This is a genomic window from Hymenobacter sp. BRD67, assembly GCF_013256425.1.
Taxonomy (GTDB): domain Bacteria; phylum Bacteroidota; class Bacteroidia; order Cytophagales; family Hymenobacteraceae; genus Hymenobacter.
The window spans coordinates 3,370,844-3,384,065 of sequence record NZ_CP053904.1; the positions used below are offsets into that span (position 1 = coordinate 3,370,844).

At 57.5% G+C, this 13,222-nt stretch carries 10 protein-coding genes and 2 pseudogenes; 8 read left to right on the top strand and 4 right to left on the bottom strand.

Annotated features, from left to right (window positions below):
- Positions 1 to 202: 202 nt before the first annotated feature.
- Positions 203 to 463, bottom strand: a complete 261-nt coding sequence (locus tag GKZ67_RS15740) for a hypothetical protein (protein WP_173244103.1) — start codon at positions 461 to 463, stop codon at positions 203 to 205.
- Between the two features lie 683 nt (positions 464 to 1,146).
- Between GKZ67_RS15740 and GKZ67_RS15745 the strand changes: the two genes are divergently transcribed.
- Entirely contained in the window at positions 1,147 to 2,892 is a 1,746-nt protein-coding gene (locus GKZ67_RS15745; RefSeq protein ID WP_173244106.1) for a patatin-like phospholipase family protein, read from the top strand.
- A 561-nt stretch (positions 2,893 to 3,453) separates the two neighbouring features.
- Here the strand turns inward: GKZ67_RS15745 and GKZ67_RS15750 are convergent.
- Both GKZ67_RS15750 and GKZ67_RS25290 read right to left on the bottom strand, forming a co-directional pair.
- Positions 3,454 to 4,449: a glycoside hydrolase family 43 protein gene (locus tag GKZ67_RS15750; RefSeq protein ID WP_173244109.1), complete on the bottom strand. Its 996-nt coding sequence runs from the start codon at positions 4,447 to 4,449 to the stop codon at positions 3,454 to 3,456.
- Between the two features lie 42 nt (positions 4,450 to 4,491).
- Positions 4,492 to 5,192, bottom strand: a pseudogene (locus tag GKZ67_RS25290) (alpha/beta fold hydrolase).
- Positions 5,193 to 5,478: 286 nt separating this feature from the next.
- On the opposite strand from GKZ67_RS25290, the gene GKZ67_RS15765 reads away from it, so the two are divergent.
- The 3 genes and pseudogenes from GKZ67_RS15765 to nth all read left to right on the top strand — a co-directional run bounded on the left by GKZ67_RS15765 (position 5,479) and on the right by nth (position 7,081).
- Positions 5,479 to 6,114 (top strand): RNA polymerase sigma factor, encoded by a 636-nt coding sequence (locus GKZ67_RS15765; protein ID WP_151086135.1) that lies wholly within the window; start codon positions 5,479 to 5,481, stop codon positions 6,112 to 6,114.
- Complete coding sequence (locus GKZ67_RS15770; RefSeq protein ID WP_254244871.1) at positions 6,104 to 6,277, top strand: hypothetical protein; 174 nt, start codon at positions 6,104 to 6,106, stop codon at positions 6,275 to 6,277. Before GKZ67_RS15765 ends, GKZ67_RS15770 begins: the two co-directional genes overlap by 11 nt.
- 118 nt (positions 6,278 to 6,395) lie before the next feature.
- Positions 6,396 to 7,081 (top strand): annotated as a pseudogene (nth, locus tag GKZ67_RS15775) (endonuclease III).
- Here nth and GKZ67_RS15780 read toward each other — a convergent pair.
- Positions 7,018 to 8,214, bottom strand: coding sequence for an alpha/beta hydrolase-fold protein (locus GKZ67_RS15780; protein ID WP_173244121.1), 1,197 nt, complete (start codon positions 8,212 to 8,214; stop codon positions 7,018 to 7,020). The pseudogene nth and the gene GKZ67_RS15780 overlap by 64 nt on opposite strands.
- A 287-nt stretch (positions 8,215 to 8,501) precedes the next feature.
- Between GKZ67_RS15780 and GKZ67_RS15785 the strand changes: the two genes are divergently transcribed.
- The 4 genes from GKZ67_RS15785 to GKZ67_RS15795 all read left to right on the top strand — a co-directional run bounded on the left by GKZ67_RS15785 (position 8,502) and on the right by GKZ67_RS15795 (position 13,192).
- On the top strand, positions 8,502 to 9,191 hold the full coding sequence (locus GKZ67_RS15785) for a hypothetical protein (protein WP_173244124.1): 690 nt from the start codon (positions 8,502 to 8,504) through the stop codon (positions 9,189 to 9,191).
- Between the two features lie 88 nt (positions 9,192 to 9,279).
- Positions 9,280 to 11,640, top strand: a complete 2,361-nt coding sequence (locus tag GKZ67_RS15790) for a carboxypeptidase-like regulatory domain-containing protein (RefSeq protein ID WP_317172158.1) — start codon at positions 9,280 to 9,282, stop codon at positions 11,638 to 11,640.
- A 38-nt stretch (positions 11,641 to 11,678) separates the two neighbouring features.
- A complete protein-coding gene (locus GKZ67_RS24710) occupies positions 11,679 to 12,005 on the top strand; it encodes a hypothetical protein (protein WP_317172159.1) in 327 nt (108 codons plus the stop codon).
- On the top strand, positions 12,005 to 13,192 hold the full coding sequence (locus GKZ67_RS15795) for a DUF4249 domain-containing protein (RefSeq protein ID WP_173244127.1): 1,188 nt from the start codon (positions 12,005 to 12,007) through the stop codon (positions 13,190 to 13,192). The genes GKZ67_RS24710 and GKZ67_RS15795 overlap by 1 nt, the downstream gene beginning before the upstream one ends.
- The last annotated feature ends 30 nt before the right edge of the window (positions 13,193 to 13,222 follow it).

A 13,222-nucleotide genomic window follows, 5' to 3' on the forward strand; every position in this document is an offset into this window, starting at 1 on the left:
AGCCCGTTATTCTGACGCTGTTTGGGACGTAGTGAAAATCAAAAAGAACGTCATGCCTCGACAAGCAGACACCACACTGACATAATATCAAATATTATAAATATATAAAATTTTATTAATTATCGCATTTTTAGTTAGCTTGTATGGCTATTCCGTTATCGGCGATAGTAACCCAGCAGGCAATTTATTCGTTAGTAGCCACTCACTTAACCTTTTCCACATTTATGCAACGGACACAACGTTCCTTTTTGCTGGGTGCTGCGCTCTGCGCCTCCCTCGCACTGATGAGCTCCTGTGCGACTACCGGGGCCGATAGTGCATCGGGTAGCACGTCGGGCACTACCAGTGGCTCCACCTCGGGCAGTACCACAACTGGCACTACCTCGGGTAGCACAACTACCGGTACTACCTCGGGCAGCACTACTGGCTCGACCACAGGCAGCACCACCAGATAACCGAGCACAGCGCTGTGCTTAGCCTCAAAAGCCCGTCTTGCCCGAATGGAAAGCAAGGCGGGCTTTTTTATGCAGGCTGTTAAGGCATTAGCGTTCGCAGCTTGCTACTTAGGTTTTGGCTTAGCCCGGACTGTCTTTTTGGACGAAGGCTGTTTTACAGTAGTTGTATTGGCTTTCACCCGTGGCGGTTTGGCCGGGCTTTTCTGCTTCGAGTTGGGATGCTGCTGCAGGTAGCCGCCACCAGCTTTTTGGTAAGCCAGGGTCAGCAGCTGCGATTTACGGGCGCTCCAGGTGCCAGGCTCGCCGCCTTTTGCAGCAGCCCGAATCCCGGTTTTCAGCTGCTCGCGCAGGTTGGGTCAGTGTAGGTATTCTCGTCGGTACGGCGACGAGCAGCAGGGCGGGTTTTGGTTCGCTTGCGAGCCGGGGTGCTACTGGCGTCGGCGTCGGGGCAGGAGTTATCATCAGGGGGCCAGAAAAGTAGAACACCTGACCTACGTTCTGAAAACATAGAAGTTGCCCGAACTAAGCAAATCCACTATGAGCTGTTCAAGGTTAATTATCAGATTATTAAACAAAATTCATTTATTATCTCCTGTTCGCTTTATACCACTGCTCCTTTTACTATTGCCAGAAACCGGTAGGCAGGGAGGGGCGTAAGGCGCACGTACCTTGCTACTCCATTTTAGCTACTATGCCTAAAAAATTACTGTGCCTGCTGCTGGCTCTCAGCCTAGCCGCGCCCGCTATGGCTCAGAAAGTGGGCCTGGTGCTGAGTGGTGGTGGTGCCAAGGGCCTGGCGCACGTGGGCGTGCTTAAGCAACTGGAAGCTAATGGTATTCCGATTGATTATATCGTTGGCAACAGCATGGGGGCCGTAGTAGGCGCCATGTACGCCGCCGGCTATTCGCCAAAGGATATTGAGCAAATTGTACTCTCGGACGAGTTTCAAAACTGGGCCTCGGGTAAAGTACTGCCCGACAAAACATTTAATTTTCTTACAGCTGAGCCGTCGCCGTCGTCGCTGCGGCTGGGGCTATCGATTGATTCTTCGTTCAAAGCCAATATCTCGCCCAACCTGGTCAACGACCTCAATCTCAACTTTGCGCTGGCCCGGCTACTGGCCCCGTCGGCCGCCGCTGCCAAATACAACTTCGATAACTTATTTGTACCGTACCGCTGCCTGGCCACCGAGGTCTTCACGCGCAAGCAGGTAGACCAGAAATCGGGCTTGCTTGCTGATGCCGTGCGCAACTCGATGGCTTACCCGTTGGCTTTCCGGCCCATTCGCAACCTCGACGGGCGCTACCTTTTTGACGGGGCAGTGCTGGATAACTTTCCAACCGATGTGATGCGGAAAGACTTTCAGCCCGACATCATTATCGGAGTGAACGTAGGTGACGTGGCGCTCAAAAAATATCCTTTTAAAAAGGATGATGACTTGCTGACCAGCACCCTTTTCTTTTTGGGCACCAGCGTAGCCGACACCAACAGCGTAGGTAAAAACGGAATATATATCCAGCCCGATTTAGGAAATCTGGGCGCCGCCGACTTCGACAAAGTGCGCACCCTCATTGCCAAAGGCGACACTGCCGCCCAGCTGCGGCTAGACGAAATTAAGCGGCGCATTACGCGCCGCGTAGATACCGTAACGCTTCAGCGCCGCCGGCTGGCTTTTCAACAAAGCGTGCCGCCGCCACGCTTTGTAAAGGTGGAAGTAAATGGCCTACGCCCCGACCAAAACGAGTATGCGCGGCGCTTTTTTCGCAAGCAAGGCTCTACCTATAGCATTGATGACCTGGAAGAAGGCTACTACCGCTTGGCCTCCGACGACTATTTCCGTAATATCTACCCGCGTATTCGCTACGACGAAGCCCTAAAGGGGTACGTATTCAGCGTAGATGCGCAGCGTAACAACAACATTGCTACCGAGATAGGCTTCACGCTCAGTACCCGGCCTATCGAAAGCCTTTATTTGGGCGTGGAATTCCGCTACCTGCGGCAGCTGCTTTATTCGGCCGCGGCCAACGTGAGCGTAGGGCGCTTTTATAATGGCGCGCAGGGCACGTTCCGCATCAACGCGCCGGGCCGGCTGCCGTTTTACGTAGCGCCTATTATTACCTACAACCAATGGGATTATCAGCAAACCGGTGGTCTGCTCGGCCGCAACGTGCTCAATACCCAGGTGCAGCAGAAAGACACGAAGATTGGGACGCAGATTGGCGTTTCGCCCCGCTACCGCTCGCGTACGGTGCTCGATATCGGGCCTTCTACAATACCGATTCGTATGCCAATACGCCCGAGCTACAGTCGTCGGACGTGCTGGACCGCACTTCCTTCAAAGGCGGTACGGCAGCCATTCGCTTTGCCCGTAACTCCCTCAACCGCAAGCAGTATGCCACGGCCGGCCGGCGCTATGTATTCACGGTGCGGGCCGTAACGGGCACCGAGGTGTACGACCCCGGCACCACTTCCGTCTTTCAGCAACTGGGCGAGCAGTCGCAGCATCACCAGTGGCTGCAATTTCGGGGCACATACGAACGGTATCAGCCGCTCAAAAAAGAAAAATCGGTCTGGGGCTATTTTGGCGAGCTGATGCTAAGCGGCCAGGGAGAATTCTTTAACTACCGCTCCTCGCTGACCAGCGCCCCCGTTTTTGCCCCTTTGGCCGACTCACGCACGCTGTTTATGGAGCACTACCGCTCCCCACGCTTTGCTGCGGCCGGGCTGCGCTACTCGCAGCAGGTGCTGGGCAAGCTTGAATGGCGCACGGAAGTATTTACGCACCTTAACATCGCTCCGCTATCTGATAATCAACAGCTAGCCTCGCGGGGCGCTGGTCTTAGCCGGCCTTATCTAACCGCTTCCACCGGCTTTATTTTTAATACGCCCGTGGGTCCGCTCGCAGTTCATGCCGAATATTATGACGACCCCGACCATCGCCTGGGCGTGTATGGCCACCTGGGGTATATTCTATTCAGAGGCCGGTCGTTAGAATAAGCTATCTCCTGAACAGCTTTTCTATCTCCGGCCCCGGCTGAGGCTCCGTAGAGGGCGTGCCAATGTGGGGCCAGCCTTCGGCATCATATACCACTTTATCGAGGAGCAGTACGCGCCGGGAGTACCCCTGCTCGTCGTTGATGGCATCGAAAGTGGGCTGGCGGCGGTCGATGGCGTGATATAGCAGCCAGTCGTGGCCAGCCGAGTCAGTAACGAGGCAGTTATGGCCCGGAGCCTGCCAGCGCGCGTTTTCAGTGAGGATGGTGCCGGCCGTACCGGTAGCTTCTGCCAGGGTTTGATAGGGGCCGGCCGCCTGCCGGGCACGGGCCACCAATACGGCGTAGCGGGCATCGGGGCCGCAGCAGTTATCGCCCGAGTAAAACAGGTAGTACCAGCCCTGCCGGTAGTGTACCCAGCTGCCTTCAATGAGATGACCGTACGCACTGGCTTGCGCTGGACGAGGCTGCACTACTATTCGGGCTTCGCTTCCGGTAGTAAAAGCCAGCCCATCGGCCGCCAGTTCACGCACGCGCAGAGGCCCGAAGCCCGAGCCCCAGAATAGCAGTTGCTGTCCTGAGCCGGCCTCTACAAAGCGCATGGGGTCGATATTCTCGAAGCCCGGACCGCCGACCAGCAGCGGGTGGCCGGTATCGACAAACGGCCCGGCGGGCTGCTCAGCTACGGCTACGCCCAGGCACAGGCCGGCCGCCGGGTCGTTGGGCTGCGCCGAATAGTATAGTAGATAGCGCCCATCGGCGTGGCGGCTCACATCGGGTGCCCAAAAGCGCTGCGTGCTGGCTGCCCATACCGGCTTAGCGGGCATGGCTTCTCCCAGATGCTCCCAGCTTACCAGGTCGGTCGAGCGAGCCACCTGAAAGTTGAGGATGCGCCCGTGGTACTTTGTTTGAGTAGCGTAGGCGTAATAATAGCCATCCGGAGCGAGCAGCACGCTGGGGTCCGGAAAATCGGTATCCAGCACCGGGTTTTGGTAGGTCATACGACGCAACAGCTAGTTTATATAAAATATTATTTATTATATTTACTTGATTTGCTCCCATAGTGCACTTGGTGCTTCCAGCGGCAGCAGATGGCCGGCGCCGGGCACCAGTTCCAGGCGCGAGCCGGCGGGCAGCAGCGGCAGGGTTTGCGAGCGTTGCGTAGCGGGCGAGATGGCCCGGTCGTGCTCGCCCACCAGCAGGCGGCAAGGCACGGCTACGTGGGGCATCAGGGCAGCTATATCCTCACGGGTACCACGTTGCAGCCAGGCATCCCAGGCGGCGTGCGAGGTACGCAGGTTGTCGGCCACCACGCGCTCGCGCCAGCCGGCGGGCACGGGCAGGCCGGTAATCTTGTCGAACGTCTTCTCGGCTTCGGCCCGCTGGCCGAAAGCCGCCCGGCTGGCGGTCCGGTCGGCCTCGCTAATGGGCTCGGGGGTAGGCGGCGAAGGCGACAGCAGCAACAAGCCCCGCAGGCCTGCCGGCTGCCGGGCCGCCAGCGCCAGCGCAAACTTGCCCCCATGCTATGCCCGATGAGCTGATAATCGGTTAGTTGGCGCTCGTGAATGTACGCGGCCAGCCAGTCGGCGTAGCTTTTAACTGAGTAATCGAACCCGGCCGGGGCAGCCTGCGCCCCAAAGCCCGGCAGGTCGGGCGCCAGCAGCCGGGCTCCGGGAGGCAGCGGCAGCAAATCAAACTCGCGGCCCGCGCCGGCCCAGTAATGCAACGCAAGGTAAGTGACCATGTAGAAAGCTGAATAGGTAATACCCGGGCTTGTACGCACGGGCCGGGGGGTAGCTAGCGCCTTGCTTTGCTTGCCCGGAAGCCCGAGCAGCCGATACCCGCCGTGCTACTGGTCCCTCAGAAAAAAAGTTGCGCGCCCGGCGATAACTTACTTGCACAACTTGCGGCTCACCTGCTACATTTGGCTTGATTATAGCGGGCTTCATTTTTAGCTCACTCCATCTTTTTTCTTAACGCTGCATACTATCGACCAGAAGCTCTACGTTCCCTATAACCCGTAGTTCTTTATGGAACCCATGCAGCCGAGCGACTCCGCGCTCATCGCTCTCTACCTGGCCGGCCGCGAAACGGCCTTTGCCCAGCTGCTCCAGCGCCATCAGGCGCGGGTCTATACGACTATCCAGCTGGTAGTGCGCGATGAGGACCTGGCCGACGACCTGACGCAGGATACGTTTATCAAGGCCATTCATACCCTCAAAAGTGGGCGCTACCAGGACGAAGGCAAGTTTGGCTCGTGGCTGTGCCGTATTGCGCACAACCTGGCCATCGATGCCTTCCGCCGCGCCAAGCGAGCGCCCCAAACCAGCCTCGATGACAACATGGGGCTGGCAAACTCGTTACACCTCTCGGAAGAGTCGGCCGACGATATGCTGGGCCGCGAGGAAAGCCACGCGCACCTCCGGCAACTGATTCAGGAATTACCAACTGCCCAAAAGGAAGTATTGCTGATGCGCCACTACGGCGACATGAGCTTTCAGGAAATAGCCGACGCAACCGGCGTCAGCATCAATACCGCGCTGGGCCGTATGCGCTACGCCCTCATTAACCTGCGGAAGAAAATGGCCGCTCATTCGCTTTTATATGATTCAAACCTTACCCCACCCGACGTTGCTCCGCTACGTGTACAACGAATTGCCAGCTGACGAACAGCATACTATCGAAGACGCGCTCCTGCACGACGCTGAGCTGGCGGCAACCTGCGCCGACCTGCTACTGTCGCAGCGCACCCTCGACCACCTGGTCCGCAACCCACGCCCCGATACCACGGCGGCTATTTTGCAGTATTCGCGTACGTTTATGCGCTAGCGGGCTACGTCTTAACAGCAGGGAAAAGAACGTTGTGCTGAGCTAGCCGAAGCATGACGTTCTCTTTTAGTAGGGTAATTTTGTCGATAGCTCAGCCCCTTTCTGGGCCATTCCCGCAATGACTCGCCCCGAACGGTTTCGCCGCTTTCTCGACTATTTCACCAGTAACTTTCCGGAGCCCAAAACCGAGCTGGCGTACCGTAACCCTTACGAGCTGATTGTGGCGGTAGTGTTGAGCGCGCAGTGTACCGACAAGCGCGTAAACCAGATAATGCCCGCCCTGCTCGAGCAGTTTCCGACGGCCGCCGAGTTGGGCAGTGCCAAGGCAGAGGACATTTTTCCGCTTATCCGCAGTATTTCGTACCCCAACAACAAGGCCAAGCACCTGGCCGGTCTGGGCCGCCTGCTGCTCGAAGAGTTTGGCGGCGAAGTACCCAGCAGCATTGAAGAGCTGCAGCGCCTGCCCGGCGTGGGCCGCAAAACGGCCAATGTGGTTGTGTCAGTGATTTACAACCAGCCGGCGATGGCCGTTGACACGCACGTTTTCCGGGTATCGCACCGGCTGGGGCTTGTGCCCAAAACGGCGACTACCCCCTGGCCGTGGAAAAAGCGCTGGTGCGCTACATTCCGCAGGAAATTATCCCGAAATCGCACCACTGGCTTATATTGCACGGACGCTATATTTGCGTAGCCCGCTCGCCGAAGTGCAGCATTTGCCCGCTCACCGACTTCTGCACCTACTACGCCAGGGAAGTAGCCGGGGCCGCTGCCACAGGTAAGCCTTCGGCAAAAAGCCAGTCGTAAGCCGCGGCAAACTCGCGCTGCCAGAACCATTCAGCATGCTGACCATCGGGCCGCACGTTGAACCGCAGGTTGGCGGCTGGCACACCGGCTTCGCGCAGCGCCTCGCGCAGCGTGGCCATCAGGGGCACCATAGTAGGACCTTCCTGTGCCCCGCACACGAAATACCAGCGGGTAGCGGGCCGGGGCTTGTGCTGTGCCACGTAAGCCAGCAGCGACTGCCCGGCAAACCAGTAGGCGGGCGAAAACACGCCCACCCGCCCGAACACCGCCGGGTAGCGCAGCGCCGCGTAGGTAGCCAGCAGCCCGCCCATACTGGAGCCGGCAATGCCGGTAGTTTCGCAGCCGGGCTGCGTGCGGTAGTGGTGGTCGATGTAGGGCTTGAGGGTGTGGACCAGGAAGTTGACGTACTGCTCGCCCTCACCGCCGTGCCGGGCGCGACGGTTGCGCCAGGGCGAATACTCATCGAGCCGATGCGGCCCTGCGTTGTCAACGGCTACTACCAGGCAGCCGCCCAGGTCGTGGCCGGCAGCAGCGAGCCGGTCGAGGGTTTCATCGACGCCCCACTCACCGCTGAAGGACGTAAACTGGTCAAACACATTCTGGCCGTCTTGCAGGTACAGCACCGGGTAGCGGCGAGTGCCAGCCGCGTAGCCGGGCGGCAGATATACCCACACGCGCCGCGTACGCCGCAGCTGCGGCATCGGAAAAGCCGGGGCCAGAATGTGCACATTGGGCGAGGCCGAATGCTGGCGGGGCGGAATGATACCACCCTGGTCTTCCCAATTGAGCACCTGGAGTGATACCACTCGCGAGCGCGGCCCAAACTGACAGCGCCGGTTAGGCATGGCCCGATTATCGGCATCAGTTTCGATGGTGGCCCAGCTGCCGCGCGTAAACTTATATTCGAGCAGCCCCCGGCCGGGTGGGATGGTCAGCGCATAGCTGCCATCGGCCGGGTCGAAGGCCAGCGCAAAGGCCGGGTCGTCGGTTGTCCAGCCATTACACGAGCCCGTGAGGTAAATCGTGGCCCCGGCCGGGGTATTGGGCGGTATTGAGGTAAGTCGAAACGTAATGGGTGCCCGGGTGGCTCTTCGGCCTAGCCGGGAAAGCAGGCGGGAGAAGAGTTTTTTCATAGCTGGCCTACGGCAAAGTATGGGGCAAAGATTGCCCGCCTGCCAGCACTACCGACTACACGCTCCAAGCCGACAGTGCATGAAGACTTTGTTAATATATTGCGGAGTTATATTTCAAAAAAACTATCCAACACCAGCGTTACCCGCTTCGGCGTGCCCAGATAAGACTTTCCAGAAAGCCGCCGCGAATGCTGCGTTGCGTCAGGTTACTTTTAGCACTCAACCAGTTATACATGCTTGCAACACGAAAGGCTTTCCTTATTCTATTCTGTCTCCTGATTTCCCAGTTGGCCGGCGCGCAAGGGCTTGTCCGCCATGATTCCGGCGTTTCGGCCAGCATTGCGCGGGCCAATGAACTATATACTGCGGCTACCCAAGATGAATCGCGGCTGCTAAACGGCGGCGAATATCTCAACCTGGCCCCTTCGTACATCACAGGCACGCCCTTTCTGCAATCGGATAAGCTACATCGGGGCACTATCGACTATGATGGTCGCTCTTTTACACAGGTGCCCTTGCAGTATGAGCAAAACCAGGACCAGGTGTTAGCCTTTGATTCGGTACGCGGCGTAACTATTCAGCTGATTCGGGAAAAGGTCCGGTTTTTTGCTTTTGACAACTACCATTTTGTCTGGCTCCCGGCCGACTCGGCCGGAACCCTGGCCGCCGGCTTCTACGACCTGAAGCTGGATGGGCCGGCGCGCCTGCTGGTTCGTCGCACCAAAATCATTACTAAATCGGCGGCGGGCCGGGGCCTCAGCGGGAAATTCGTGGAAGAAACCCGCTTTTTTGTCCAGCACCAGGGCAGTACTTACCGGGTAGCAAAACTGGGCCAGCTAGTGAGCCTGTTTGCAAGTAAAAAGGCCGAGCTGCAAAAATATGCCAGGGCCAATGCGCTGAAATTCAACCCTGAAAGCCGGGAAGCGTCGCTGGTACAGCTGGTGAGCTACTACAACGAGCTAGCGCGGGCTTACTAAAGCTGCCCTTACTACCTATGCGTTTGCCCGCTTATTTTTTAAGCTACCTCTATCGCGCCATATGATTTTTTTTTACCGTTTTATCTTATTGAGCTTACTGCTGGGCTACGGGGTGGCGGGCTATGGGCAGCAGGGTCCGCCACCCACCATTAGCGGCGATTTTCGGCAGCTACCCTTTGCTGAGTTTGTCCGGCAGCTGGCCGCTACTACGCCCTATCGCTTTTACTACAAGCCGGCCGATGTAGATAGTGTCCGCATCACCCTTCAGGTGGTGGACCAGCCCCTGGACGAAGTACTGCGCCACGCGCTGCGTGCTACCTCCCTGCAGTTTGCCATCGCCGCCGACCACCGGGTGTACATCACCACCGGGATAGCCATCGAGACGCGGTTGCCCGACAATTTTTTTCAGCCAGCCGGGAAGGAACCGGTAACCCAAGCCGGCACAAACCCCGCTGCCCACCCGGTAGTGGCTGGTGCGGTAGCCGGCAAGGTGTATGAGCTGGGGCTCGACCAGGCTTCCAGCAACGGCAAGGCTACTATCACGGGCCGGGTGCGGGAAGCCAGGAGCGGCGAGCCCGTAGTGGGCGCCTCCGTATATGTAGAAAATCCTACTATTGGAGTTTCGACCGACCAGTTTGGCTCTTACACCCTTACGCTACCGGTGGGCCGCCAGCGCCTGAACCTGCGGGGGCTGGGCATCAAGAATACCGTGCGACTGCTGAACCTGCACGGCAACGGCAAGCTCGACATTGAGGTTGAGGAAGATATTACGCCGCTGAAAGAGGTAGTGATTGAAGCGGAGAAGGACCACAACGTAACCAGCATGCAAATGGGCGTGCAAAAGCTGGACATCAAGACCATTAAGCAGGTTCCCACGGTTTTTGGCGAGGCCGATATCCTGCGGGTTATCCTCACGCTGCCAGGGGTAAAATCGGTAGGTGAGGGCAATACCGGTATGAGCGTGCGCGGCGGTGGCACCGACCAGAACCTGGTCTTGTTTAACGACGCGACCATTTACAACCCCTCGCACCTGTTCGGCTTTTTTTCGGCTTTTAACCCCGACATGCTGAAATCGGTTGAGTTGTACAAAAGCACCGTACCGGCCCGCTACGGCGGGCGGCTCTCATCGGTGCTCGACATTGCCACCCGCGACGGTAATCGCAAGAAAATTGAGGCCTCGGGCGGCATCGGGCTGCTCACCAGCCGCCTCACCCTGGAAGGGCCGCTGGCAAAGGGCAAAGGGTCTTTTCTGGTGGCTGGCCGCACCTCCTATTCCGACTGGCTGCTAAAACAACTCCCAAGCAAGAGCCTGAATTCGAGCGCCGCTTCCTTTTATGATTTGAGCGCTCACATAGCCTACGATTTCAGCGACCGCAACAGCCTGTATGCTACTGGCTACTATAGCCGCGACCGCTTTCGGCTGGCTACCGACACCGTGTACAACTACAGTAACCTGGCCAGCAGCCTGAAATGGAAGCATGTTATCAGCGATAAGCTCTATGGTGTGCTGACCGGCACATTCAGCCGCTACCAGTACAGCTTGAGCACCGAGCGCAACCCCATTACGGCGTCGCAGCTGTCTTACAATCTGAATCAGGGCGGGGTGCAGGCCGATTTTAGCTATTTCCCGAATGCGCGGCACACCATCGAGTTTGGCGGCAGCTCGCTGTTTTATCAGATTGCGCCGGGCAGCCTTAGCCCGCTGGGCAGCAGCTCACTGGTAGTCAACGATGTACTAAGTACCGAGCGGGCGCTGGAGAGCGCACTTTATATATCGGACCGCTTCGATATCTCGCCGCGCTTTTCGGTAGCCGCCGGGTTGCGCTATTCGCTCTATAATGCCCTGGGACCGCGCGATGTGAATGAGTATCAACCTGGTATTTCGCTCAGCGAGTCGACCATTACGGGGATTACCAGCTATGGCAGCGGCAAGGTGCTGGCCACTTACCAAGGCCCCGAATACCGGCTTTCGGCAAAATATGCTGCCTCGGCCAACTCGTCGGTGAAGCTGAGCTTGAACCGGATGCGGCAGTATATTCATCAGCTCACTAATACTACGGTGGTTTCACCTACCGACAGCTGGAAGCTGAGCGACCGCTACATCCGGCCGCAGGTAGGTGACCAGGCTTCGGTGGGCTATTACCGCAATTTCAAGTCGAATACCATCGAAACGTCGGTTGAGGCTTACTACAAGGTAATGCATGATTTTCTGGACTACAAGGGCGGGGCTACCCTGCTACTCAACCATCACCTCGAAACCGACGTGGTAAATGGCGAAGGCCGGGCCTACGGTGTTGAGCTTATGGTGCGTAAGTCGACGGGGAAGCTCAATGGCTGGCTGAGCTACACCTATTCCCGCTCGCTGGTACAAGTGAACACCGGCACCGATATCATCAACGGCGGCAGCTACTACCCCAGCAACTTTGACAAGCCCATGATGCCACCCTAGTCAGCAACTACCGTTTTAGCCGGCGCTTCAGCTTATCAATGAATCTCAACTACAGCACGGGCCGGCCTATTACCCTGCCTTTGGCTAAGTACTACCTGGGCAATTCGCTGCGCGTGTATTACTCTGACCGCAACGCCTACCGCGTACCCGACTACTACCGAATGGACCTGGCTATGAATATCGAGGGCAACCATAAGGTTAATAAGCTGGCGCACAGCTCCTGGACGCTGGCAGTGTACAACCTTACGGGCCGCCACAATCCGTACTCGGTATATTTTCAATCACAAAACGGCCAGATTAACGGCTACCAGCTCTCCATCTTCGCGCAGCCTATCCCAACCGTAACCTACAACTTCCGCTTCTAATGGGCTTTATTTCCATACGTTATCTGGTGTTGGCTGGGCTGCTTGCTTTGGGCAGCTGCATAGAGCCTTATAACATTAACACTCCGGCCGCTACGCAGGCCTACCTTGTAGTAGACGGGTTTATCAATACCCAAGGCAGTACCGTTATTAAGCTCACCCGCACGCAGGCCCTGGCCGCCAAGGGCAGCGTTTCGGTTGAGCCGAAAGCTACTGTTTACATCCAGGATGACCTGGGCCGGCATTACCCGCTCACTGAAAGCCCGGCCGGCACCTACTCTTCGCCTACCCAAACGCTCGACCCAACGCGCAAGTACCAGCTTTCTATTACAACGGCAAAAGGCCGCGCCTATCTCTCCGACCTAATTGAGGCCAAAACGACACCGCCCATTGACCGTGTCAACTGGAAGCTGGAAAACCAGGGGCTGCAGGTGTATGTGAGCGCCCATGACCCGGCCAACAACACGCACTACTACCGCTGGGACTACAGCGAAACCTGGGCGTTTACGGCGGCCTACTTTTCGGTGGTCACATTTAAAGACACCAACGCGAACCCGCCGGCTCCTTACGTGGTGCCTCGCACCGAGGACATCTACCACTGCTGGCATACCGAGCCGTCGACCAGCATTAAGCAGAACACGACGGCGACGCTGAGCCAGGATGTTGTGAGTGATTACCCGCTGCAGTTTCTCGCATTTCCCAGCGAGCGCCTCCAATCGCTTTATAGCATCCTGGTGCGCCAGTATGCCCAAACGCAGGCGGAGTACGACTACTGGGAAATATTGCGCAAAAACACCGAGAGCGTGGGCACCATTAACGACCCGCTGCCTTCGCAGCTCACCGGCAACGTGCACTCGCTCAGTGATTCGAGCGAGCCCGTACTTGGATTTGTTTCCGCTCACTCAGTAGTAGAGCAACGCCTGTTCATTGCCCGAGACGAACTGCCCAAAGGGCAGCTCGTGTATGCCGATGCGGTAAATGATGGCTGCCGGCTCGACACCATTCCGAAAGACAAGCCAGCTTATATGGATGACCCACCCATCCCCAACTACGCGCTTATTGTTTTTCGGCGCAATATTCTTTATCCCGTGGCCATCCTGCCTAGTGGCCACGACTATACAGTGAGCACATTGGAGTGCATCGACTGTCGCACGCGGGGCACCAATGTAAAGCCCAGCTTCTGGCCGTAGGCGGTGGCTGCACCAGTTAGCCCTATCAAG